Source organism: Halanaerobium praevalens DSM 2228 (assembly GCF_000165465.1).
GTDB classification, from domain to species: Bacteria; Bacillota; Halanaerobiia; order Halanaerobiales; family Halanaerobiaceae; genus Halanaerobium; species Halanaerobium praevalens.
This window is the reverse complement of record NC_017455.1, coordinates 2,211,750-2,237,404: the sequence shown is the minus strand read 5'-3', so window position 1 is coordinate 2,237,404 and position 25,655 is coordinate 2,211,750. Positions and strand designations below refer to the sequence as shown.

Annotated in this window: 22 protein-coding genes, 3 tRNA genes and 1 other RNA gene; 23 read left to right on the top strand and 3 right to left on the bottom strand. The window is 30.2% G+C overall.

Features of this window, described 5'->3' with window-relative positions; genetic code table 11:
- Positions 1-24 precede the first annotated feature (24 nt).
- The 7 genes from HPRAE_RS10470 to HPRAE_RS10440 all read left to right on the top strand — a co-directional run bounded on the left by HPRAE_RS10470 (position 25) and on the right by HPRAE_RS10440 (position 9,883).
- On the top strand, positions 25-1,116 hold the full coding sequence (locus tag HPRAE_RS10470) for an NADH:flavin oxidoreductase (RefSeq protein ID WP_014554179.1): 1,092 nt from the start codon (positions 25-27) through the stop codon (positions 1,114-1,116).
- A gap of 385 nt (positions 1,117-1,501) precedes the next feature.
- Entirely contained in the window at positions 1,502-1,951 is a 450-nt protein-coding gene (locus HPRAE_RS10465; RefSeq protein WP_014554178.1) for a JAB domain-containing protein, read from the top strand.
- Positions 1,952-2,098: 147 nt separating this feature from the next.
- Positions 2,099-4,195: a type I restriction-modification system subunit M gene (locus HPRAE_RS10460; RefSeq protein ID WP_014554177.1), complete on the top strand. Its 2,097-nt coding sequence runs from the start codon at positions 2,099-2,101 to the stop codon at positions 4,193-4,195.
- Positions 4,196-4,203: 8 nt separating this feature from the next.
- On the top strand, positions 4,204-5,598 hold the full coding sequence (locus HPRAE_RS10455; RefSeq protein WP_041607051.1) for a restriction endonuclease subunit S: 1,395 nt from the start codon (positions 4,204-4,206) through the stop codon (positions 5,596-5,598).
- Between the two features lies 1 nt (position 5,599).
- Positions 5,600-8,584: a type I restriction endonuclease subunit R gene (locus HPRAE_RS10450; RefSeq protein WP_014554175.1), complete on the top strand. Its 2,985-nt coding sequence runs from the start codon at positions 5,600-5,602 to the stop codon at positions 8,582-8,584.
- Between the two features lie 31 nt (positions 8,585-8,615).
- On the top strand, positions 8,616-9,518 hold the full coding sequence (locus HPRAE_RS10445; RefSeq protein ID WP_014554174.1) for a hypothetical protein: 903 nt from the start codon (positions 8,616-8,618) through the stop codon (positions 9,516-9,518).
- A gap of 26 nt (positions 9,519-9,544) precedes the next feature.
- On the top strand, positions 9,545-9,883 hold the full coding sequence (locus tag HPRAE_RS10440) for an SdpI family protein (protein WP_014554173.1): 339 nt from the start codon (positions 9,545-9,547) through the stop codon (positions 9,881-9,883).
- A gap of 38 nt (positions 9,884-9,921) precedes the next feature.
- Here the strand turns inward: HPRAE_RS10440 and HPRAE_RS11225 are convergent, their stop codons facing one another.
- Together HPRAE_RS11225 and HPRAE_RS10435 are read right to left on the bottom strand one after the other, a co-directional pair.
- The gene (locus tag HPRAE_RS11225; RefSeq protein WP_014554172.1) at positions 9,922-10,071 is read right to left on the bottom strand and encodes a hypothetical protein; all 150 of its coding nucleotides are present in this window, start codon (positions 10,069-10,071) and stop codon (positions 9,922-9,924) included.
- Between the two features lie 13 nt (positions 10,072-10,084).
- Positions 10,085-11,188, bottom strand: a complete 1,104-nt coding sequence (locus HPRAE_RS10435; protein WP_014554171.1) for a hypothetical protein — start codon at positions 11,186-11,188, stop codon at positions 10,085-10,087.
- Between the two features lie 198 nt (positions 11,189-11,386).
- Between HPRAE_RS10435 and add the strand changes: the two genes are divergently transcribed.
- The 3 genes from add (at position 11,387) to HPRAE_RS11375 (ending at position 15,731) form a co-directional block, all read left to right on the top strand.
- Positions 11,387-12,403, top strand: coding sequence for an adenosine deaminase (add, locus tag HPRAE_RS10430; RefSeq protein WP_014554170.1), 1,017 nt, complete (start codon positions 11,387-11,389; stop codon positions 12,401-12,403).
- A gap of 79 nt (positions 12,404-12,482) precedes the next feature.
- On the top strand, positions 12,483-14,471 hold the full coding sequence (locus tag HPRAE_RS10425) for a methyl-accepting chemotaxis protein (RefSeq protein WP_014554169.1): 1,989 nt from the start codon (positions 12,483-12,485) through the stop codon (positions 14,469-14,471).
- Positions 14,472-15,404: 933 nt separating this feature from the next.
- The gene (locus HPRAE_RS11375) at positions 15,405-15,731 is read left to right on the top strand and encodes a tyrosine-type recombinase/integrase (RefSeq protein ID WP_425357536.1); all 327 of its coding nucleotides are present in this window, start codon (positions 15,405-15,407) and stop codon (positions 15,729-15,731) included.
- Between the two features lie 362 nt (positions 15,732-16,093).
- Here HPRAE_RS11375 and HPRAE_RS10420 read toward each other — a convergent pair whose 3' ends face one another.
- Positions 16,094-16,378, bottom strand: coding sequence for an HNH endonuclease (locus HPRAE_RS10420; protein ID WP_014554168.1), 285 nt, complete (start codon positions 16,376-16,378; stop codon positions 16,094-16,096).
- Positions 16,379-16,668: 290 nt separating this feature from the next.
- On the opposite strand from HPRAE_RS10420, the gene HPRAE_RS10415 reads away from it, so the two are divergent.
- The 13 genes from HPRAE_RS10415 (at position 16,669) to dnaX (ending at position 25,655) form a co-directional block, all read left to right on the top strand.
- Positions 16,669-16,944, top strand: coding sequence for a hypothetical protein (locus tag HPRAE_RS10415; protein ID WP_041607049.1), 276 nt, complete (start codon positions 16,669-16,671; stop codon positions 16,942-16,944).
- Positions 16,945-16,960: 16 nt separating this feature from the next.
- Positions 16,961-17,224 carry a hypothetical protein gene (locus HPRAE_RS10410; RefSeq protein ID WP_041607047.1) on the top strand — a complete coding sequence of 88 codons (264 nt, stop codon included), beginning with the start codon at positions 16,961-16,963 and terminating at the stop codon, positions 17,222-17,224.
- 56 nt (positions 17,225-17,280) lie between these two features.
- Positions 17,281-17,511, top strand: a complete 231-nt coding sequence (locus HPRAE_RS10955; protein WP_050756007.1) for a hypothetical protein — start codon at positions 17,281-17,283, stop codon at positions 17,509-17,511.
- A gap of 917 nt (positions 17,512-18,428) precedes the next feature.
- A complete protein-coding gene (locus tag HPRAE_RS10400) occupies positions 18,429-18,974 on the top strand; it encodes a site-specific integrase (protein ID WP_014554167.1) in 546 nt (181 codons plus the stop codon).
- A 63-nt stretch (positions 18,975-19,037) separates the two neighbouring features.
- Positions 19,038-19,817, top strand: coding sequence for a TRADD-N-associated membrane domain-containing protein (locus HPRAE_RS10950; RefSeq protein ID WP_014554166.1), 780 nt, complete (start codon positions 19,038-19,040; stop codon positions 19,815-19,817).
- A 59-nt stretch (positions 19,818-19,876) separates the two neighbouring features.
- Positions 19,877-21,139 carry a HEPN domain-containing protein gene (locus tag HPRAE_RS10390; RefSeq protein ID WP_014554165.1) on the top strand — a complete coding sequence of 421 codons (1,263 nt, stop codon included), beginning with the start codon at positions 19,877-19,879 and terminating at the stop codon, positions 21,137-21,139.
- Between the two features lie 37 nt (positions 21,140-21,176).
- A complete protein-coding gene (locus HPRAE_RS10385) occupies positions 21,177-21,704 on the top strand; it encodes a hypothetical protein (RefSeq protein ID WP_014554164.1) in 528 nt (175 codons plus the stop codon).
- 723 nt (positions 21,705-22,427) lie between these two features.
- Positions 22,428-22,504, top strand: a tRNA-Arg gene (locus tag HPRAE_RS10375).
- A gap of 43 nt (positions 22,505-22,547) precedes the next feature.
- Entirely contained in the window at positions 22,548-23,012 is a 465-nt protein-coding gene (tadA, locus tag HPRAE_RS11080) for a tRNA adenosine(34) deaminase TadA (RefSeq protein WP_014554163.1), read from the top strand.
- Positions 22,999-23,091 (top strand) — tRNA-Ser (locus tag HPRAE_RS10370). The genes tadA and HPRAE_RS10370 overlap by 14 nt, the downstream gene beginning before the upstream one ends.
- A 119-nt stretch (positions 23,092-23,210) precedes the next feature.
- Positions 23,211-23,302, top strand: a tRNA-Ser gene (locus HPRAE_RS10365).
- Between the two features lie 34 nt (positions 23,303-23,336).
- An RNA gene (ffs, locus tag HPRAE_RS11075) (signal recognition particle sRNA large type) lies at positions 23,337-23,603 on the top strand.
- A gap of 66 nt (positions 23,604-23,669) precedes the next feature.
- The gene (gene dnaX / locus HPRAE_RS10360) at positions 23,670-25,655 is read left to right on the top strand and encodes a DNA polymerase III subunit gamma/tau (protein ID WP_014554162.1); all 1,986 of its coding nucleotides are present in this window, start codon (positions 23,670-23,672) and stop codon (positions 25,653-25,655) included.

The following is a 25,655-nucleotide window of genomic DNA, read 5'->3' as shown; positions in this document are numbered from 1 at the left end:
AAGAAGTATTTGGTGGGAGGAATTATGAGCAAATTATTTGAAGAGACAAAATTAAAGAATATGAATTTAAAAAATAGATTTTTTAGGTCAGCGACTTGGGAAGCAATGGCAGATGAGAAAGGTCATTTGACAGAGAAATTAGTTAAAGTTTATCAAGACCTGGCCCAAGGTGGAGTCGGCACAATAATTACAGGCTATGCCTTTGTTACTGAAGATGAACAACCAAATCCAGGGATGATGGGGATTTATGATGATTCTTTTATAGAAGAATATCAGGAATTTACTGATCAAATACATCAATTTGAGACAAATATAATTATGCAGTTGGCTTATGGAGGTTCTCAAACAAACTTTAAAGTTGAGAATAGAACTATTTTAGGTCCTTCGGCTGTACCACATGCCACTTATGGAGTTAGTCCCAAAAAGGCGACTAAGGCAGAAATAAAGTCACTAATCAATAGTTTTGCTGAGGCTGCTTTAAGAGTCAAAAAATCTGGATTTGATGGAGTTCAGTTTCATGCTGCTCACGGCTATCTTTACAGTCAGTTTTTGAGTCCCCATTATAATCAGAGAACTGATGAATATGGAGGCAACATTGAAAATAGAGGTAGAATTATTTTTGAAACATTAGCTGCTGTGAGAGAAAAAGTCGGAGAAGATTTTCCAGTAATGATTAAGCTTAATAGTTCTGACTTTAAAGATGATGGCTTTACTTTTGCAGACTGCAAATATATTTGTAAGCGTTTAGATGAGTTAGGAATAGATGCAATAGAGATTAGTGGAGTTGTGGGAGCCCAAAAAGAAGACATTAGTGTTAGGAAAAGAGGCCTTGCTTACTTAAAGGAAGAATCCTATTTCCGAAAATATGCAGCAGAAATAGCAGCCGAAGTTGAAGTCCCAATCATTTTAGTTGGTGGTAATCGCTCACCCCAGCTGCTGGAAAAGCTCTTAGAAGAGACAGAAATTGAATATTTTTCTTTAGCCAGACCATTTTTAAGAGAGCCTGATTTAATAAATAGATGGAAAAATGGCGATAAAACTAAGGCAAAATGTATTTCCTGCGGCCAGTGCAGAGCTGAAGCTGGTAATTCCTGTATATTTAAGCGAAAAAAATAAGATTTAAGAGGTTCACTGCTTTGATTAGCGGTGGACTTTTTTTTACTTCTGTATAATAATTTTCCTTTTTTTGCAATTTCTACTTTTAAAATCGGTTTAGCTTTAGTTAGATTAACAAGATCAATATCAGCTTTGAAAACTTAAAAGAAAAAATTAATTTTAGTTTCTGGTTAATTTTAATCTATTAAATGGCTGGAGAGTCTAAATAATTAAGTTTTTGTTGCAGACTTAATATCAAATCTATAAAGTAGAATTGGAAGTTACTCTCCGAAATATATCAGCCGATATTAGAAATTAGTCCTATAAATTAGATTTATCTAGCATTATTATCTATATTTTTATTTTAAAAATACAGAATATTTAAACTAAAAAGGAGATTGACAAAATGATTAACATCCAAAAATATTCATTAAGAGTTGTTAAAGAAAAAGGTGGTAGATACGACTTAAAAAGAAAAATTAGAAACTTAGAGAATGTCAAAGATGTTTTCATTGAAGTTTTAGATTTAGATAAAAGAGCTGAAGAGGTATTTGCAATAATCACCCTTGATTCTAAAGCCCAAATAACAGGAGTTTTTGAAGTTTCAATTGGGACCTTATCATCTAGTTTAGTTTCGCCAAGAGAAGTTTTTAAAAGGGCAATTTTGCAGAATGCTTCTGCTATTTTAGTAGGCCATAATCATCCTAGTTTTGTTCCAGAACCAAGTAGTGATGATATTAAAATTACTAAAATCTTAGTTAAGGCAGGGAAGATAATTGGGATTAAAGTAATTGATCATATTATAGTGGGTTCCAAAGATAATTATGTAAGTATGCAAGAAAGAGGTTTTATTTAAAATTATTTTGATATATAAAGGAGGGTTAGCTTCCTCATTAAAAACTATTGCTATTTAGAAAATTTTGTTGATTTGTAAATAAAGGAAAAAGCAGATATTTAAAGAAGTATGTACTTAGTAGAAATTACATAGGAGGAAATTGATATAATGAACAATTTTGGAGAAAAAGTAAATTTTATTTGGAACATCGCCAACCTTTTGAGAGGGCCATATAAGCCCGAAAAATATGGAGATATAATATTACCTCTTTCTGTTTTGAGACGCTTTGATTGCATTTTAGAACCAACTAAAGACAAAGTTTTAGAGAAAGCAAAGCAAGTAGAGATCCCTGAACTTCTAAATGCAGCTGCAGGTCTCAAATTTCATAATAAAAGTAAGTATGACTTTGAAAAACTGCTTGATGATCCAGATAATATCGCTGAGAATTTAAGAGCCTATATTAGAGGTTTTAGTGCTAATATTAGAGAAATTATGGAGAATTTTGATTTTGATAAAGAGATAACTAAACTTAACTCAAATAATCTACTTTTTTTGGTAGTTAAAGAATTTAATAAATTAGATTTACATCCAGAAAAAGTTTCCAATCAGGAAATGGGTTATATATTTGAAGAATTAATCAGAAGATTTTCCGAAAATGCTGAGGCTGGTGACCACTATACACCCCGCGAGGTAATCGAGTTAATGGTCAATATTATTTTTAGTGGTGAAGAAGATGTAGTGACAAATCCAGCTAATATTTCTACTATCGGAGATTTTGCCTGTGGTACTGGTGGCATGCTTTCAGTAGCTGAGAACTATATTCACAAGATGAATAAAGAGGCTGAGGTCGCCTTATATGGTCAGGAAATTAATGATCAGTCCTATGCAATTTGCAAGGCTGATATGTTGATTAAAGATGAAGGAGAAAACGCTGATAATATTGCTTTAGGAAATTCTTTAACTAATGATTTACACAAAGGTTTAAGAGTTAGATATGGTCTAATGAATCCTCCCTTTGGTGTCAGCTGGAGCAAAGATAGCAAGGAAGTAAAAAAAGAGCACAAAAATCAAGGTTTTGATGGCAGATTTGGAGCAGGAACCCCCAGAACTTCTGATGGTTCACTTCTTTTTTTGCAGCATATGCTTTCTAAAATGAAAACAGATAAAAAAGGAAGTAGAATGGCTATAATCTTTAATGGTTCTCCTCTATTTACTGGTGATGCTAACAGTGGTGAAAGTGAAATTAGACGCTGGATAATAGAAAATGATTTATTAGAGGGTATTATTGCCCTGCCAGAAGAATTATTCTATAACACTGGGATTGCTACCTATATCTGGGTTTTATCTAATAGGAAAAATGATGATTTAGCCAAAGGGCCAATCAGAAAAGATAAGATTCAGCTGGTTGATGCTACAAGTTTTTCCGAACCAATGCGTAAAAGTTTAGGTAAAAAGAGAAATAAAATTACTAAGCCACAGATTAATAGAATAACTGAAATCTATGGTGCCTTCCAGGATAATGAATACTCCCAAATATTTGATAAAGAAGAATTTGGTTATCTTAAAGTTCGAATTGAAAGACCACTTAAATTAAATTTTAAGATTACTGAAGATAGAATTGAAAATATTTATGCTGAAAATACCTTCTCCAAGTTATTTGATGAAGAGAAATATAAGAAGCTGAAGAAACTATCAGAAGCTCCTGAGTTTAAGTCTAAGGATAAAAATAAATTAGAAAAACTGGAAGCAGGTAAAAAACTGCAGGATAAAATTTTAAATAGATTGAGAGCAAATATTGAGCAGGATAAAGTCTGGAAAAACAGAAAAGAATTTAAAGAAGTGCTGAAAGAAATTTTAGGAGATTTGGATTTAAAGCGCTCCTTAATGAAAGCTGTCAGAAATGGTCTTGCTAAAAGAGATGAAACTGCTGATTATTGCAAAAAGCGAGGCAAAATAGAATCAGATACAGATCTTCGTGATTATGAGAGAATTCTTTTTAGTCACAAGGTAGAAGGATATAAACAGGATTATTCTGATTTTGTGGAAAAAGAAAAAGATAATATTCAAACTTATTTTGAAGAAGAAGTAAAACCACATGTGCCAGAAGCTTGGGTTGATTATTCTTATACTAGAGTTGGTTATGAGATTCCTTTTACCAGATACTTTTATGAGTTTGAAGAGCTAGAACCTTCTCATAAGATTAAAGAAGATATAGAAAAGCTGGAAGCAGAGATTAATGAGATTATGCAGAAAGTTTTAGGTTAGTGGTTATGATGAGAGAATATAAGAGATATGAGGAGTATCAGGATAGTGGAATTGAGTGGATTGCTGATATACCTAAAAATTGGATAATTAGTAAAATAAAATATCTTGTGAAAGAACCAGTATCAGATGGACCACATGAAACACCTGATTATGTATATGATAATGGTGTCCCATTTTTATCAGTAGATAGTATTCAAAATGGCAAGTTGGTTTTTGAAAATTGCAGACAAATTTCAGTTAAAGATCACAAGATTTACAGAAATAAAAGCAATCCTGAGAAAGAAGATATTTTATTAGGCAAGGCTGCTTCTGTTGGAAAGGTTGCTAAAATTAATGTGGATTTTCCATTTTCTATATGGTCTCCTCTAGCGTTAATAAAACCTAACTATAAAATAGAATCTTCTTATTTAGAATACTCAATGAAAAGCTCATATTTTCAAATTCAAACTGATTTATTATCTAATTCAAATACTCAGAAAAATCTAGGAATGAAAGATATAAATGATATTCTAGTTTTAAAGCCTAGTATTGAGGAACAACAAAAAATAGCATCATTCCTCGACCAAAAAACTGCTGAAATAGATGAGATAACGAACAAAAAAGAAAAGCTTATAGACCAACTCGAAAAATATAAAAAATCAGTTATAACTGATGCTGTAACTAAAGGTAAATTAGGAGATAAATATCTTAATGAGGATGGAGATTTAGTTGATGAAGTAGAAATGAAAGATAGTGGAATTGAATGGATAAGAGATGTTCCTCACTTTTATGATATTAGTAAAGTTAAATATATAGCAGACATTCATGGAAGAATAGGTTATAGAGGATATACAAAAGATGATTTAGTTGATAAAGGACAAGGAGCTTTAACTTTAGGTGGTAAGCATATTAATGATAGAAATCAGTTAGATTTAAGTGACCCAACTTATATTAGTTGGGATAAATATTATGAATCGCCAGAAATTATGATAGAATATAATAATTTAGTTGTTGTCCAAAGAGGTAGTATTGGAAAAGTAGCAATAATTGATAAGAACATTGGTGAAGCTACAATAAATCCTAGTTTAATTCTTGTTAATAATCTTGAAATAAAAGCTAAATATTTTTATTATTATTTAATTTCTAATTCTGTTTCTGAATTTTTTAATTTAATTGTATCATCAACAGCAGTCCCGATGATTTCACAAGAACAGTTGGATAATTTGTATTTACCAAAGATAGATAAACATTCACAAAATAAAATAATAAATTATCTTGATAAAAAAACCGAACTAATAGACAACCTAATCCAAAAAACCAAAACTTCAATCCAAAAATATAAAGAATACAAAAAATCACTAATCTTTGAGGCTGTTACAGGTAAAATAGACTTGCGAGATTACGAATTAAAAGGGGGAGAATAAATTGCTGAGCACAGGCACACCAGCCCAATTGACAGAGAAAGAATTTCAGAACTTAATTAAAAAGCATCTAATTAGTGAAAATGCTTATCTTGAAAGCAGTAATCAAAACTATGATAAATATCATGCTCTAGATACAGAAATCTTATTTGAATTTCTGGAAACAACACAGGAAAAAACCATGCAGGAATTAAAAAATATTTATGGACCTGAATATAAGCAAAAAATAGTTAAAAGATTAAATGCAGAATTAGCCAGAAGAAGTATGATTGATGTAATTAAGCATGGAATTAAAGATTATGGTAAAAAATTAGATTTAGCCTATTTTAAGCCCCCGACAGATTTTAATGCAAAGCTAAATAAATTATATCAACAGAACATTTTTTCTGTAATTGATGAACTAAATTATCAGGATAATAAACGACTTGATATAGTTCTTTTTCTAAATGGTCTCCCGATTATCACAATGGAGCTCAAAAATCAGGATACAAGTCAGGGCTACAAAGATGCTATTAAACAATATAAAACTGAGAGGTCTCCCAATGAAAAAATATTTAGATTTAAACAGCGCTCAATAGTAAATTTTGCTGTTGATAAAGCTGAAGTCTATATGACAACTGAGCTTAAGGGAAAAGATACCTTCTTTTTACCTTTTAACAAAGGTCAAGGCAAGGGTAAAGCCAAAAGAGCAGGGAATCCTACAGTTGCAGGCAAAATAAAAACTCATTATCTCTGGGAGGATATTTTCAAAAAAGATCAGCTTTTAGAGATTCTGCAGAAATTTGTTTTCATTGATCAAGAAGAAGATATTGATCAACAGGGTAATCTTAAACAAGATGAGAAAATAATTTTTCCTCGCTATCACCAATTAGATGTAGTCTCTAAAATTTTGGGGGATGTCAAAGAAAAAAAAGCGGGCTCTAAATATTTAATTCAACATAGTGCAGGCTCAGGTAAAACCTATTCCATCACCTGGCTGGCCCATCGATTATCCAGTTTACATGATAGAGAAAATAACCCCATTTTTAGCAGTGTCATAGTTGTGACAGATAGAGTTTCCCTAGACCAGCAGCTGCAGGAAACGATTTATCAGATAGATCATAAACTGGGAGTAGTCGCTCCGATTAAAAAAGATTCACATCAATTAGCTGCTGAATTAAATGCTGGCACCAAGATTATTATCAGTACAATCCAGAAGTTTCCCTTTATCTTAGATAAGGTTTCAGATACTAAAGTTAAAAACTTTGCCATTATAATTGATGAGGCCCATTCTTCTACTAGTGGCAAAAATATTTTAGCTTTAAAAGAATCACTATCTCTAGAAGAAGCAGCTGAATTAGATAGACAGGCAGAAATGAATTCTGATGATGTTGAGGATAAGATTAATAAAGAGTTAAAGCGGGTCCAGAGTCTTGATTCCTTGAGCTTCTTTGGCTTTACCGCTACTCCTAAACCAGCCACTTTAGAGCTTTTTGGTTCTACTAATCAGGCAGGTAAAAAAGAGGCTTTTCACCTTTATTCAATGCGGCAGGCTATTGAAGAAGGTTTTATTTTAGATGTTTTAGAAAATTATATGACATATAAAACATATTATCAGGTTAATAAAAAAATTGAAGCTGATCCTGAATTCGAAAAATCCAGAACTTCAAAGGAGATTGCCAGATTTGTGAGCCTGCACCCTCATAATATATCACAGAAAACAGAAATTATGATTGAGCATTTCCGGGATAAGACAATGCATAAAATTGGGGGAGAAGCTAAAGCAATGTTAGTTACCTCTTCTCGCCTACATGCAGTGAGATATAAAAATGCTTTTGATAAATACATTAGAGACAAAGGCTACAAGAATTTAAAAAGTCTAGTCGCTTTTTCAGGCACAGTTAAAGATGATGGCTTTGAATACACTGAACCTAAGCTGAATAACGGTATCCCTGAATCAGAAACAGCCAAAGAATTTGATAAAGATGAATACCAGATCCTTTTAGTTGCCAATAAATATCAGACTGGTTTTGACCAGCCAAAACTGCACACAATGTTCGTTGATAAGAGGCTGCAGGGAGTTAATGCTGTCCAGACTTTATCTCGTTTAAACAGAACCTACAAAGGGATTAAAGAAGATACCTTTGTTCTTGATTTTGTTAATGAAGCTGATGATATTAAAAATGCTTTTGAACCATATTATGACCTAACAAAGCTAGATTCAGATAATATAGATCCTAATCAGATGTATACTCTTTATGATGAGATAATGGATTCCATGTTGATTGATAAAGCTGATATTGATGCTTTTGCTCACTGTTATTATGAGAATGATTCTACAGAAGAAATAATAGCAGCTGGAGATAATGCTCTCTCACATAGTACAGCCAGAATTGAGAATTTATCTAAAGAGGATAAATTAGAATTTAGATCTCAAATGAAGCGTTTTATCAACCTCTATAATTTAGTGCTGCAGGTCCATCCAATTAAAGATATTGAGCTGCATAAACTGAATATTTATTTAAAATTTCTGCTGAAAAGAATTGATGTTGAAACTCCAAACAATGTAGATATTTCGGATAAAGTTGTCTTGGAATATTATCAGCTGGAGAATAAAGGTCAGCAGAGTATCGGCTTAATTGGGGAAAAAGAACTCACTGGGCCAGCTCTGGGTAGTGGCAGCTATCAAGAGGAAGAAAAAGAGCATTTGAGTGTAATTATTGAGCGTTTAAACGAAAAATTCCAGACCAATTTTTCAGATTCAGCTAAAGTTGCTATTGATCAGATGAAAAATAAGTTGGAGAAGAATAATAATTTGAAGAAATGGGCTCAAGCAAATAGTTTTGAGGACTTTAAGATACCAGTACAAAAGAAATTTGAAGACACAGTTGTTGAATCTTATAATGAAAATACTGAGTTCTATGGTAAAGTGCTTAATGACAAAGATTTCAAAGAAAAGCTGATGGATTTAATTATGATTGATCTGTATCAGAGTTTGAGGGCCGAGTGAAAAATATTTAAAATACGAGAAAGGTGATTAAATGAGATTAAGACAGATTAGAAAAATAATTGATGAAAATATAAATCAAATAAATTATCAATCCAAAAAAATTAATCAAACTATAGCAGAAATTTCTGATTATCAAAAAGCAATTGATGCTATTGAAAATTTAAGTGAATTTAAGTTTATTCAAAAAGAATATAAAAAACTTATAAAATTAGAGAATATATATTATAATAAGTCAAATTCAGACAAAGTGAGAATTAATCATAGAACTAAAAAAGAATTTAGTAACATTATCAAGATGATTAATCAAAAATGTCGAACTGTTCTTGATTTAATTGATGAAGCAATACCAAAACAAAATAAAAACTCTATCAGCATAAAATTGCCTGATTATAAAGATTTATCTAGGATATCAGATTTCTTTAAAAATATAGATAATATATTAAATCAATCACTGGTTAATGAAAAGATTAATGGTAAAATAAAGCTTCAAAACTTTGATACTGGTTCACAATGGGTAGAAGTAATTGTGGGTAGTGCTGCTGCCTTAAATTTTGTTGCAGGTTTATGTTGGGCAGCTGCTGTAATAAGAAAAAAACATCTTGAAGCCGAAATTTTGGAAAGGCAAGTTCAAGCTTTAGATATTAAAAATGATGCTTTAAAATCAATAAGTTCTGGGTTAGAAAAAGAAATTAATAGCTTAGTTGAAATAGAAGCAAAAAACTTATTAGAAAAAGAAAAAATGGATTATGATAACGAATATTTTGGTAAAATTAAATACTCTATCAAAACCTTAGGAAAACTAATGTTTGAAGGTACTGAAATTCATCATTCTTTAACTGCACCAGAGGAGGCCAAAAATTTATTTCCAGATTATTCTAAAATAGACTTAATAAATTCATCAATTAAGAAAATTGATAGCAAAAAAAGTGAATAAAATCAAATTATAAGGAGCTAATTACTATGCCATTATTAGTAGGTGGAATTATACTTTTAATAGCAGGAATTATTTTAAAATTATTTCCTCCGACAAAGATTAATAATTTCTATGGCTGGCGTTCTAATTATGCTCAAAAAAATAAAAAAACTTGGAATGAGGCACAAAAATATGGGGCCAAGCAATTAATTTCTGGGGGGATTATTGCTATAATAGTTGGTTCTATTTTAGTTAACATTTTTACAGAACTCTCAAAACATTTTTATGGGCTAGTTTTTTTGATAATAGTAGTTTTAGTTATTTATCGCGTAGAACATCATTTAAGGAAAATATTTGATGAAAAAGGAAATAGAAAAGAAAAATAAAAAAGCCTTCTTTAAAGAAGGCTTTTCTAAATTGCTATTTAACTATTAACAACATTTTTTTTAGCTTTTTTATTTATTATTCTAGAAAAATTCTTATCTGTATAAGCATTTGTTTTTTTAACTTCTAAAGGAATGCCAGCTTCATTGAATTTTTTAATAATATATTCTTTAGTATTTTTATTTGGCATAAGAAATAACCTCCTAAAAATTATTTTCTATACTTTTATTATACTTGCTTTCTAATTCTTTATCAAGTTTTTTAATTATATTATCACATAAATTTATAACTTGTTCTTCTCCTTCTTCTTTTTTAAGGATCTCATTATTGAATGTTATAATAAAAATGCATTTTTCATTTTGAAAGTCATATGGAATAGAAACATAAAAACGATTGTCTTTATCACTGCTGCTACTTTCATGTTTAAATAGATAATCTGAACCAATTAATATACCTCTAAAAATACCAGTTCTAAAATTACTTTTTAAATATTCTTCTTTATCGTCTTCTAAAAGACTTATATGATTATCTTCTAAATTATTAGAGAAATCAGAAAATAATATTTGGATAGCTAAAAGACTTAAAGCATATTTATTAGCGTCTTCATAAGTATAATTCTTTGCTGGACTAGTTTTTAATGATTCAGTATATTTTTTTATAAATTTTTCAGTTTTTTTGATTTTATTATCAAGATCACTGTTATCTTTGCTTTTTAATATTATATTATTAAAATCATTGTATAAATCAGTGCTAATTTCAAAATAGTTTTGCATCATTGCATTTATATTAATATCTTCATCTATATAACCCCTTTTATAATTGATTTTAATTTTAGTTTTTTTATATTTAACTTTTGTTGTATATGTATATAATTGAATACCATAAATATATTTATTACGTAAAACATAGTTTTTTACAACTTGATTTAAAACTTCTTGATCTTTAATCCCCATAATTTTCTTATGATTTCTCCACATTAATTTGGATTTATCTTCTAATTGTTCTAAATAATAGTTATTAATTTTTTTCTGATATCTTAAATCATTTTTTACTTTTTGTATAACTAATTTAGAATATAGATAAAATATGCTACCCAAAAATATAATTCCAAGTACAGGGACTCCTAAAACTGGAACTTTATACATTACAAATTTACTAATATATTCATTATAAAAGTCATCTGAACCGTTTTCAACCCAAAGTTCTAAAAAAAATAGTGAAATAGGAATTATCATAATAACAAAAATATTTCCTATATAACTAATTTTGTCTTTTTGAGGATAAAATCCATTTTTTTCATTATTCAATATCCTGATCCTCCTTGGTGGTAAGCCTCCTAATTGAGCTTTGCTAGCAGACTATAATTTTATTAATTTTCAGTGATTTGTCTTTTATAAAATTATATAATAAAATAAGGTGGAAGTATAGCATTTATTGTAAAAAAATAGAATTTTAAATAAGATAAGCAATTAAGTCAAGTTTAAATAAAAAATGGAGGTTTTAAGATGTCAAAAGTAACTAAAGAATTTATTTATGGGATGCCCAAGGCGGAGTTGCACATTCATTTAGAAGGATCATTAGAGCCTGAACTAAAACTTAAATTAGCTAAGAAAAACAATATAGATTTAGGGATGGATACAGTAGAAGCAATTAAAGAAACATATCAATTTGATGATTTAAGCTCTTTTTTAGATGTATATTATCAAGGAATGGAAGTACTGCAAGACCGTGATGATTTCTATAATTTAGCCATGGAATATTTCAAAACTGCTCAAAAACATAATGTTAAATATGCGGAAGTGTTTTTTGATCCCCAGGCTCATACAACAAGAGGTGTTGCTTTTGAAGAAGTAATTGAAGGTTATTATAAGGCGACACAAGCTGCAAAAAAATTAGGGATTAAGGCTAATTTAATTATGTGTTTTTTAAGAGATATGAGTGCTGAGTCTGCTTTAGAACATTATCAGATGGCTAAAGCATATCAAGATTGGATTTTAGGAATTGGTTTAGATTCAGATGAAAGGGATAATCCACCTTTAAAATTTGCTGAACTTTTTAAAATGGCAAAAAATGACGGCTATAAAATTACTATGCATTGTGACATTGACCAAAAAGATTCTATCAAACATATAGAAGCTGTTTTATATCAAATTGGGGCTCAAAGAATTGATCATGGAACTAATATTATTGAAGATCAGAGCTTAGTAGATTATGCTGTCGAAAATGAAATTGGCTTTACTAAATGTCCAGTTTCCAATCGATTTGTGACCGGAGATTTGAAAAGTAAAGAAATAAAAAGTCTTTTAGACCAAGGTATCAAGGTGACAATTAATTCAGATGACCCAGCTTATTTTCAAAGCTATATCTCAGATGATATCTATACTTTAGCTCAAGCTGTAGAGTTAACAAAAGCTGAGATCATTCAATTAGCAAAAAACTCCTTTGAGGTAGCCTGGATAAGTGAAGCGGAGAAAAAGAATTACTTGGCTCAAATAGCGAAATATGTTGAAAAAGAGGATTAACTATAATTGAAGTAAAATAGAAGGAGTTAAGTTTTTAAAACAATTTAAAATAATTTTTAAAAAAGGGAAGTAGATAAATTTGAACTTAAAATCATTAAAAAGTAAACAAATTATTACTATTGGTTTATTAGTACTTGTTATTTGTCTTAGTCTTGGCTTAGCCACCTACTTTAATACAGCTAAGATTATAGAGGTGGAAATTGAGGAAAGACTGATTGAAAAGGCAGCTGATGTTGGAAATTTAGTTAGGTCAAGATTAGATGCTAGATTGAGAGAATTAGAAACAATTGCTAATCAAAAAGTAATAAAAACAATGGATTGGAATCAAATCCAAGCCTATTTAGCAGAGGAAACTAAAAGGAGTGATTTTGCTACAATTGCTTTAGTTCAGCCAAGTGGTTTAACTAATTATATCAATGGAAACACTTTAGAACTTGGTGACCGCAATTATGTAAAAGAAGCTTTTGCTGGTAATTCTTATGTGTCAGATATGCTAATTAGTAGGGCGATTAATAAGCCGGTGGCAATGGCTTCTGTCCCTGTTAAAAGAGATGGCAAGATTGTGGGAGTTTTAATTGCTAGAATGCTAGGAGAAGATGTAATTAATATTATTACAGATGTTAAGTTAAAGGAAAATGGAACTGCTTTTATGTTCAATGATCAGGGAACTATTGTTGCTCATCAAAATAAAGATTATGTAATGGAACAGTTAAATCCTCTAGAGGCAGACCAAATTACATATGGTAGTTTAGCTAAATATATGAGTAAAGGCTTAAATAATCAGAGTGGTTTTGCTAAGTATAATTTTGCTGAAGAGGAGTTTTATGGAGGCTATACAGCAGTTGAAGGCACAGATTGGATAGTTAGTGTTTCAGCAGCAGCAGAAGAAGTTTTAGCTGGACTTAATAGAATGAAAAGTTTAATAATTTTAATTTCAGCTCTAATCTTAATTATCGCCTTGATTTTTGTTTATTACTTAGCTCATAAGCTAACAAAACCGATTATAGAGATTGCAGATTATGCTCAAAAAATTGCAGCTGGAGATTTAAGCCAAAAAGTTTCAGCTAAAATTTTAAATAAAGAAGATGAAATTGGTCAATTAGCAAATTCTTTTGCTGATATGAATCTTAATTTGCAAAGCCTAATTAGACAGGTAATCGATATAGCAGGTAATTTATCTGCTTCTAGCCAAGAATTATCAGCTTCTGGAGAAGAAGTGGCAGCCTCAGCTGAACATGTAGGAAAAGCAATCCAAGATGTAGCTTCTGGAGCTGAAGAACAGTCAGCTCAGGTTGAAGAAACTACTAGTAATATAGAAGAACTAATTTTACAGATCAATGATGTTAAGTTGAGTTCAGATAAAATGGACCAGCAGGCAGATAATGTAATGAAACATCTTAATGAAGGTGATTCTGCTGTAAGTCAATCAGTGGCAAAAATAAAAAGTGTTAAAAACAATTCAACTGAAGTTGCAAATACTATTAGTGAATTAGGAGATTTATCAAATAAAATTGGTGAAATTGTAAACTTGATTAATAATATAGCAGACCAAACTAATTTGCTTGCTTTAAATGCTGCTATTGAAGCAGCTAGAGCGGGTGAAGCGGGTAGAGGTTTTTCTGTGGTAGCAGATGAGATTAGAGAGTTAGCAGATGAGTCAGCTAGTGCAACTGATCAAATAAGTAATTTGATTAAAAAGATACAAAAAAGTGTTAAAAATGCAGTTGAAAAAATGGGAGAGACCGAAGAAGTTGTAGACGATAGTGTGAACACTATTGATATTACTGGTCAGTCATTTAAAGAAATTGATACAGCTGCTGCTAATTTAAGAGATTTTATTGAAAAAATTAGTGAAAAAGCAGATGTAGTCAATAAAAGTAGTAATCAAATTGACACAAGTGTTAAAGAAATAGCGGCAGTTAGTCAAGAAGCAGCTAGTAATTCGCAAGAGGTAGCTGCAGCTAGTGAAGAACAAGCTGCCTCAACTGAGGAAATAGTCAGTGCTGCTGAAGATTTAGCAAATATGGCAAATGATTTAACAGAAGCTGTAAGTAAATTTAAGCTTTAGCAAAGTAAATAAGGTGCAGGACTTAGTTTTTTTCCTGCATCTTATAATTTTATAAAATAAAGGCCGAAAAATGTTAGTTTAAAATAAAAGTTGAATTTAAGAGTATTACAAAACAAAATTAATTTTAAATATATAACGAGAAAGTTCTGGAATTATATTTAAAGAGGCTAGGAAAAGAGTTAAAAGAATCATATAATAATGTTTAGAAGAAATATTACAGATCAAAATTCCAACTTTGTTTAAGCATTATATTATTTTTTTAAGAGAACAAAATTAGGTAAAGTCTGAGAAAATGCTAAATGGTATATTAGATTAAATGATAAATAATCTAATATTTTAAGCTTAAAAAAGTTCTACATAAAAAAACATAATATTTCTTTGTGAAGAAAAATCATCTACCAAAAGCGATGCAAATATTTTTTAAATATTATTTGTTAGAAAAGAGTGTTTATGCTATAATCAAATATAAAAAATAACTTATATTTTTAAATTCTGAAGCAAAATTATTTTATTCAAAAATCATGAACCTTGAAAATTATTGATATAATAGTTTGGTCAGGATGGTCAAAGTCGCGCATTTGCTTTAAATTTGGCTTTTTAATAAATTTTTTGAGTTAAAAATAGTAATCTTCTTTTCTAAGAAAATTGCTATGAATGCTTTTATAATAAAGAATTTGAAGCTTGACGGGTTTAAATACTAAGTCCATTAGAACAAGGATTGAAACTAAGTAATAACTCCTTCCTGCAAGGGTTCGTTGTATTTAAATACTAAGTCCATTAGAACAAGGATTGAAACCTAATATAAGTGTTAAAAGTTTGCTCAACTATACTTGTTTAAATACCAAGTCCATTAGAACAAGGATTGAAACTTAACCATAATATTTTGCCTAAAAATCTTAATGTGTTTAAATACTAAGTCCATTAGAACAAGGATTGAAACAAAGCGAGAATGATAAACCGCAGAAAGCTACGCAAGGTTTAAATACTAAGTCCATTAGAACAAGGATTGAAACAGGATATACCCGATCCACAGGGAAAACTAAGAAATTCTTTATCAATTCTGTTTTACGAGAAGCTTTGGATAGATATATTAAAAGCATGTCCGATCATGAATATTTATTTCAGAGTAGAAATGGAACCAATCAGCCATTATCTCGCAGCCAGGAATATAGGGTGTTAAATAAAGCAGAAGAAATTGTAGGCTTAGATAATATAGGCTGTCACTCTACCCGTAAAACATTCGGTTATCATCATTATTAGCAATATAAAGATGTGTCTCTGCTGCAGGAGCTGTTCAATCATTCTGTTCCCAGTATCATTTTAGATCATATCGGGATCAATCAAGATGTAATGGATAATTCGATGAAGAACTTTTCGTTATAATAATATTATCATATTAATTTTAGTCTTAAGAAGAGGATATGATTTTTTATTTAAATATTTTAAATAAGAATTTAATTTTAAAGTTTATATAAACAAGCCAATTATTGTTAGAGGAACACCAATAAATGGGATTGAGGTTAATAAAAGAAGGCCTAAAACTATTACAAATGCACCTGAAAATTTTTTGGTTACTATTTTATAAAATACAATAGATGCGATTATAATTAGGAGAATATTCATTATCTAAACTTTCTTTTAATTTCTCTTATTAGAGCATTTCCTGAATATTTCATAGTTAATGCATTAATTTTATCGCTTTTTTTAGAATTACAACTACGACATAAAACTTGTAGATTAGAAAGGGCGTTTGTACCATTTAAGTTTTGAGGGACAATATGGTCAACAGTTACTTCTCCAGAAATTTCTTTATCTAATCTAGTTCCACATATTTTACAGTTATGATATCTTTGTGGATGAGCATCAAAATATATTTTTCTATAATTACTTCCAACAGAATTATTCACAGCATTTTTTAGAAAATCAAAAATAATTAATCACTCCTTTAGAAATTATATCCTCTTCTATAAAAATTATATTATAATTGCATTTAAGTTTCAAATATACTCATTAATAATACTGAAGAATTGAATGAAATAAAGAAATATTATGATTTCGAAGATTTTATCGATGAATTAACTAAATTTAATGCTCGTACAGATAAAGGATTTATAAAAATGAAAACTTATTCAAGTCAGTTTATTGTCCTTGTTCAAATTGATAGATTTAAAGTCGAGAAAGAAGAGGATGATGAGTAGTGGGATATAATAGTAGTAGGGGTAAGAGACCCATTGAATATGCAAGTAAAGCAAGTCATTCTCAAATTATAAATAACAAAAATGTTAAAGAGTTAATAAAAAAGCTAAATCTTCCTAAAGGGAGACAAGAATTTAATTTAGCTGATGATTTAGTTATTGATGTTTTGGAAAAAGATATCAATAAAATAAAAACAGTTTTTACAGTAGATGGCGGATATACTGATGTATCTGTAAAAGATGATTTTCCTTCAGCAATGATTGCTTTTTTCAAATAGGAGCTTTAATTTTGATATGAAAGACTTAATTAGTTTAGAAGAAAAGCAATTTATAGATCCTTCTGATATGGCAAAGTTAAAAGAAATTGAAAGGTCTGAAATTGTAATACCTTTAAAGAATACTGCTCTTAAGACAGAAAATAGCATAATTAATTCTATTATAAGAATTATTTTTGATTATTTTAATAATAATCCTGAAGAAGAATCAGAAAGATTTATTGAAACATTATATTGGTTTATTTTTCGTGAATATAAAGAGAAGGATTCTAAAGATACATAGATATTATCAACATGTCCTCATTGTAATGAAAAAATATAGAAATAGAAAAACAGAAATTGAATGATTATACTTTTTCTTGTCCAAACCCTGAATGTAAAGAAGAGATTTGTTTAACTGATGTTTTCAGGCTACATCAGGCCATTGATAATGATACTGGGGCTGCTGGAATTTTGGGATATACAGTTACACTAATGGAACAAATAGTATTAATTCATATTATCAGAATAATGGTTAAATTAAATTTAGATGCTCTTAAAAAACATTGTTTATTAAAGATGGTCCTTTAGGATTTTTTGGTCAAACTGCAAATATGTATAAGCCTATGAGAGAATTAATGATATATTTAGATGATAAATATGAAATTAATTTGATAGGTATAGAAAAATCTGGTGCTTTTACTATCATGCAGAAGAGATTCTTTCTATGACTAATAAAAATGAATCAAAATTTTTGAGGAAAAATAAACAAGCAATAATCTTAAATGATCAATATATATATATCAATATATAAAAAATGGCTCAGTTGGTCCCAATAAACCTTATTGAATTACTAGCAACTATGGTAATAAAATAATATTTAGACTAGACAATGAACGAGTTTATGTTTTTTCTATCCCAACTAGAATAGAAGAAGCAGTGCATGATCCTAAAAAGGAAGATTTTATTAATTTTGAATTGTATAGGTAACCTAAGATGTGATATGTTCGATAATTCAATTATGTCCGTTGCATTAGTCAATCAGTTAGTTTCTTTATCATCGCATCCTAGTTCTAAAATTCTAGAAAAGTTTGCTAAGGACAATATTGGAGAATGATTTTACTATTATTTAATCATACTGTGCTGTTTCCAAAGGTACAGTATGATATTTTATTCATATTTTAAAAATAAAATGTGAAGCTATTAAATATTAGGGATACATATCTGTAAGTTGGTAAAACCAAATTTAATTTTAAAAATATGAATGTAAAAGTGATAGTAAAAAAGGAAACAGTTTAAGGAAAAATTAAGTTTCAATAAAAATACATCAATACAACATAGGTTATGTTAAGTCGCATTGACTATAAGTTGCTTGCTCTTTGTCATCACAGGGTTAATGATGATTTTGCAGCAATCAATTAGTTTTCAATGAACTATATCATATATACTTTTCCTATTTAATAGTGTATAATGGATCTAAATTATATTTATGATAGGAGATGGTTTTAATGAATAAAGTCGATCCAATCAGAGACAAAAGTTTAATTGAAGAAATTAAGACTGAGCTTTTAAAAGATAACTACCGCAATTATTTGCTTTTTGTTTTAGGAATAAACACAGGATTAAGAATTGGTGATATCTTAAAGCTAAAAGTTCAAGATGTAAGAAATAAAATTCATATCATTTTAAAAGAGCAGAAGACCGGCAAGACTAAGAAGTTTTTTATTAACTCTGTTTTACGAGAAGCCCTGGATAGATATATTAAAAACATGTACGACCATGAATATTTATTTCAGAGTAGGAATGGAACCAATCAGCCATTATCCCGTAGCCAGGCATATAGGGTGTTAAACAAAGCAGGAGAAACTGTAGGGTTAGATAATATAGGCTGTCACTCAACCCGTAAAACATTCGGTTATCATCATTATAAGCAGTACAAAGATGTGGCCCTGTTACAGGAGCTGTTCAATCATTCTGCTCCCAGTATCACTTTAGATTATATTGGTATTAATCAGGATGTCATGGACAATTCGATGAAAAACTTTTCATTATAATATTGGTTATTAGGCAAAAAATAAAGTTTATAAACTTTAAGGATATAGTAGAGGTGAAATTTATTGAGTTTGATTGATAGAATAAAAGAGATATTATTGCAGCTGGTAGAGAAATTTAGAAACAATACTAAAATGAGAAAGTATAGTTTAATTATATCTATCATTTTATTATTTTTATCATTAATTTTATTATTCTATTTCAAATATTTTCAACAGGGATATCAAAACCTTAAAGAATTCAGTGCAATTCTTGCAGTTTCAACTATAATTTCATTATTTGTAATTATACTTTCTTATACAGAAATTGAAGTTGATAATATGAAAACAACAAAATTGGATTTGCAAAATCTAAGAGAAGAAAGAGAAAAATTAGAAAATGACTTAAAAACTGAAGAAAGCGAACAAAAAGATATTTTTAATATAATCAGACTAAATTTAAATCAAATTACTGAATATTATACTATTAGCAAAAACCAGGCTAAAAAGAGTTATAATTTAAGTATTCTTGCAATAATCTTAGGTCTGTTTACAATTATATTTGGCATATGGATATTTTATTTTGATATTAATTCAAACTTAAGTATTTCTATATTAACATCAGTAGCTGGAATAATTCTGGAATTTATTGGTGGAGCATATTTTTATATGTACAAAGAAAATAAAAAGCAATTAAACTATTTTTATAGCGAATTGGTAGACATGCAAGATATTATGCTTTCTATAAAATTGTGTAATAGTTTAAAAGAGGAAAAGAGAAATAACGCTAAAGAAAAAATTATAGATTCTTTAATCAAGAGAAGCTCTAGAGAAAACAACAATAGATTTTCCGCCTTAGAAAACTAATTGAATATTTTCTATTATTATATATTTGAATAAAAACTAAGCCATTAGGAGTTAGCATTATGAATTTAGAGTCTATTTTAGGGAAGATATTACAATTAACCAAAAACATATATTTAAAAGAACCTAAAGAGAAATCTTATAAACACAATTATTTAATAAGTTATGTTCCATTAGTTTCTTTTGATATTTGGTTTACTCAAAGTGGGATAGATATATGTCGAGAAATTTCCTTAATGAGTATCCAGTATGATTCAAATTTAAAGAATGGAAATGTTGATGATTTCAAGGATATAATAGAGAAGATCTTTGAAAATATAATTTTTAATGAATATTTTTTTGAAGTTGAATCAATTATTTCTTCAAAAAAGACCAAAATCTTTAATTCAATTAATAAAAATCTTGAAAAAAGAGAATTTGCTTTAAAAGTTTGGCATATTATAAAAAAAGAACTATCCGCAAATTTAAAAGATTGGGTTATATTTTATCCTTTACCAAGAATAAAAACTAAGTCATTAAAATTTAACTATGATGGTTTATCCTTAATGGATTCTGAAGATGAAAGATTTTGGAAAAATATTGTGGGAAGGTATCCTGCTTTGGAAGGTTGGGATCCTGTAAAAGGTAAAGAAGTTCAAAGTAACAACAGTGTTTTTTCTCAATACAAACCAGAGACCTGGTTGATTTGTGAAATAAATGGATCTGAAAATATATCCAGAGAAAAAGCTGGTAATTTAATGCGTAAATTTATTGGCACATTGTTATCTCATTTATATAATAAAGAGCCTGGTATAACTTCTCATAGTTATCAATCCGAAATTTCGTATTCAATGCAAGTATCTTCTAATATTAATAGTTCTTTTAACTATTCACATATTGGAGTAATTTTACATCCTTTATTAATTGATATAGAAATTACTAATGAATTATTAAATAAAGTTAGCAATTGGTACAAGAATCAATATAAATCTGATGATTTTAATAGAGCAAGTAAAGGGGCTCAATTTGTACAGTATGGAATAACTAGAAAAACTGAGGTGGACAAATTTCTTCATTATTTTATTTCATTAGACGCATTATTTGGCTCAGATGGTAAAGTAGAAGAAAGTATAATTGAAGGTGTTTCTGATACTGATACCGAATTCAATAAAGAAAAGATTAAAAGAATTTACAAGTTGCGATCTGATTTAGTTCATGGTGGTTCTAGTTATATAAATGATTGGAAAGGTATAATAGACTATCAAAATCATTTCAACTCTTATCCTTTGAAAGATGTGCAGGACATTGCCATGAAATCTTTAGTTAATTACTTTGAAAAGCAATAATGCACCTATATTTTGTTGAGAACTGGAGGGGTTTTATATGGAAAGAATGTTCAATTCTTTTATTGAATCTTTAAAAAGTGCAGGAGAGGAAATAAGTGAGGATTATTTTAATTTAAAAGAAGCCGGTTCAAGAGAGTTAATTCAAAGAGAAAGAGTATATTGTTATGAGCTTTATCACCAATTGAAGAATAAAATAGTTGATTTTTATTATAATTTAGATGGAGAGTTAGATAAAAGTGGTCATTCAATTATCGAAGAGTCTCTTGGAAGAGTAAAGCCTGATTTTGTAATTCATAAACGAGGAGATATGGAGAATAATTTGGCTGTTATTGAAGTTAAGCCGATAGATGTGAGAGCTAATAATTTGAAAAGTGATATAGAGAAAATAAAAAAGTTCATTGATAGATGTCAATATTATAAGGGAATCATGTTGATTTACGGAAATAAAGACAGGAATTATTTTAAAGAAAATATAAAAAATAAAGTTGAAAGTATTAATGAAGAAAATTTATTATTAGTTTGGCATCAAAAGCCAAATCAAAGGATGAAACTAATTGACATATAAAAATTCTTTTTGTTAAAGAGATAAAGAATTGTATTGTGTAACATGGGATTGAAGATTAGGATAGATGAAGAGGTTAATGGATAGGAATAAAGATATTTAGCCACTAGGAGACGGATTAGTTGAATATGTTGATAAAAACATCTATAGTGGCAGGATGGGTTTATTTAAGAAGTTTGAGGACTATAATTATCAGAATGAGTTCAGAATAGCGTTAGATGTACCAGAATCTTTATTAGATACAAATGACGTGTTTAAATTGAATATTGGTGATAACAGTGATATTACAAAAATATTTAAGACTAATGAATTTGAAGATATAATGGAAATAAGAACTGAATAAATAGAGAACTAAATCTAAAATAACCGAGTTATAATTTTAAAGATTTCTTAGTTCAAACCCTATCCAATCAGGATCAAAAAACTTGACTTTTCAACCTAAATAATGTAGTCTAGAAACTACGGAAGGTTTTGCAGGGTCAAAAGTGTTAATACCCAAAAAGTCAAACGCTTTTCAAATTTTAATACTGGAAATCTTACTTAAATAACTCTAAATATTTTCTAAAGATGGTCTTTTTTATTGTCGTCAAGACACTTAAATTACCAACTTAATCAGCTCACAAAGACTGTCAGACTAATAAAAATAATTTTTTCTCTAAAAAACCTTGACGATAATAAGATTAGCTGTTATAATATTTATTGTTGCTTAAGAAAACTTTTAACTGTGCGCCCGTAGCTCAACTGGATAGAGCGTCTGACTACGGATCAGAAGGCTAGGGGTTCGACTCCTCTCGGGTGCGCCATTTTAAATTTTTGTTTTTTGTTTTTTTAACAGGAGAATATTCTATGGAAAATGATATAAAATATATGAAGATGGCCCTGGCAGAAGCCAGGAAAGCTTATCAAAGAGCAGAAGTTCCAATCGGTGCAGTTGTTGTCTGTAATGATCAAGTTGTTGGCCGTGGGTTTAATCTCCGGGAGCAAACTCAGGATCCAACTACTCATGCCGAAATAATTGCTCTAAGAGAAGCTGCCTCAAATAAGGTTAGCTGGCGCTTGGAAGATTGCCAGCTTTATGTGACTCTAGAACCCTGTCCAATGTGTGCAGGAGCAATCTTGCAGTCAAGAATTAAACGCCTTGTTTATGGAGCCAGTGATCCCAAAGCCGGAGCTGTCAGAAGCCTCTACCAGCTTTTAGATGATAATCGTTTTAATCATCAAGTAAAAGTCGAAGCAGGTATTATGGAAAAAGAATCAGCTCAGCTTTTAAAAGATTTTTTCCGTGAGTTAAGATTACGGAAGGATGGGTGAGTCTGGCTAAAACCGCTTGATTCGAAATCAAGTAGACAGTCTTACTGTCTCGGGGGTTCAAATCCCTCTCCTTCCGCCATTAGATTTTATCAACCATAGATTATATATATTTTAAAGTAGAGACTTAGAAAAAAGTGTTATTAAATTTGAGGATTCGAATTTAATCTTACTTTTAATTCTTAGCTTTTACTTCTTTACGGAGAGGTGTCCGAGTCTGGCTTAAGGGGCCCGCCTGGAAAGCGGGTGTAGGCTTTCACCTACCGAGGGTTCGAATCCCTCCCTCTCCGCCATTAAAATTTTTATAAATTTTTTATTAATATTTGGCCGCACTAAATGGGGTGGTAGCGGTGCCCTATAACCTACAACCCGCTAGAGTAGGATTGATGCCGTGGCTGAGGATTTTTTCTTTCAGGGTCTGGCCCTGAAAAGTAGTGTTGACAATTGGGTCTCGCGCAATGAAGTCTTGTGAACCCCGTCAGATCCGGGAGGAAGCAGCGGTAAACAAGTCGCTTCATGTGCCGCGAGGGTGCCTGGTTCGAGCCAACTAGCAGGGTAACGCCTGGGAGAAAATCTTCGAAACACGGTGTGCGGTCACTTTTTTAAAACACCCGGAATAGGGTGTTTTTGTTATATAATACTATTTTTGAGGTGAAAAAAATGTCCTTTCTCTCTCTTTATCGTAAATATCGACCAGAGAATTTTAATGATCTAATTGGTCAAGATCAGGTTAAGCAGACTTTAAAAAATGCTTTAAAAAATGATAGAGTAGCTCATGCTTATCTCTTTGCTGGCCCGCGTGGGACGGGAAAGACCTCAGCTGCTAAAGTTTTTGCCAAATCACTTAATTGTGCTAATCCAACTGCTGATTTTGAGCCATGTGGTGAGTGTAATTCTTGTCAGCGCATAGAAAAAGGAAACTCTCTTGATGTAATTGAAATTGATGCTGCCTCAAATCGGGGTATTGATGAAATTAGAGAATTGAGAGAAAAGGTCAAATTCTATCCTGGTGAAGGTAAATATAAGGTATATATTATTGATGAGGTTCATATGTTAACAAAAGGTGCTTTTAATGCTCTTTTAAAAACTTTAGAAGAACCACCAGATAGTGTAGTTTTCATTTTAGCAACTACAGAGCCTCATAAAGTAATAACAACTATAATTTCTCGTTGTCAGCGTTTTGATTTTAGTTTACTAACTTTAACTAATTTAAAAAAACGTTTAGCCTATATTGCTCAAGCTGAAGGATATGAGATTGAAAAAGAAGCACTTGATATTTTAGCTCGTAGTGCCCGAGGTGGGATGAGAGATGCCATTAGTCTTTTAGATCAGGCAATTTCTTTTAGTGATGGTCAGCTTAATGCTGAACAAATAGCAATGATGTTAGGTAGAATTGATAAAGCAGATTTAAAAGAATTTTTAATTTATTTAAGTCAAAAAGAAGGTCAAAAAGCTTTAGAACTGTTAAACAAACAGTTAGAATCTGGCCTAGGAATTGAAAGATTTAGTGATGAATTAATTGAATATTGTCGTGAACTATTATTAATCAAAGAATGTGGAATTGAGTCTGGAATTTTAGAGTATTCGCGTAGTTACTTAGAAGAAATTGCTTCTGTAGCTGCTAATTTTAGTACAACTAAAATTACTGATATTATTGACGAATTTGCCTCTTTAAAAGAAAAATTGCGTTCAAGTGCCAGACCCCGTTTACAATTAGAAATAAGTGTTATAAAATTAAGTAATAGAGGTAGTACAGATCATTCTTTGGCTAGTCGGCTTTCCGAATTAGAATTCAAATTAGATAATTATATAAAAAGTAGTAGAAACTCTCAAACTGAAACAAAAACTAAAATTAAACAAGAAGAATTGACAGCTCAAAAACAAGCTGCTGCCCAAAATAAGCCAAAAAGAGAAAGTGATTTTAAAAAAGAAGCTGCTAGTCAGACTGAAAAAGTTAAGTCTCAGCCTCAGACACAGCCTCAGACACAGCCTCAGACACAGCCTCAGACACAGTCTCAGACTGACCCTAAGCAGCAGTCTCAAGCTGGAAAGCAAAGTTCTAAAAAACAAAGTTCTGAAGGTAAAACTCTTAGTTTAGAAGCTGTTAAAGAAAATTGGGCTGGAGTTTTACAAAAAGTTAGAACAAAAGATATTTCAGTTCAGGCTTTATTAAGAGAAGGACGCCCAGCTGCTGTTAAAGGAAAAACAGTTATAGTGGCTTTTCCAGAAGATAAAAAATTCCATTATAAAGGTGCTTCATCAAATCAGGCTTTGATCCTTAAAGTTTTAAGAAAAGTTTTAGCTCAGACTGTTGAATTAGAATTTCAGCTAGGGGCTAAAAAAAAAATAGCTAAGCAAAATAGTGATCCTCATTCAGAGGTTGAAGCTACAAAACTAGAGGCTGAAAAAGAAACTAAACAAAAGTTAAATCAAAGCTCAAAGCAAAATGAAGTTCAAGCTAATACAGAAAATTTAGAGAAAAATATAGAGCAAAAAACTAAAAAGGCTGAAAAACCTTCTGCTCACTTAAAAGAACCAAAAATGGGGCCAGATGGTGATTTAGATATAGAAAACTTAGCCAAGCTTTTTGCTGGTGAAGTAATTGAGGTTGACCAATCAATTTTAAAAAATAGAGGAGGAAACTAA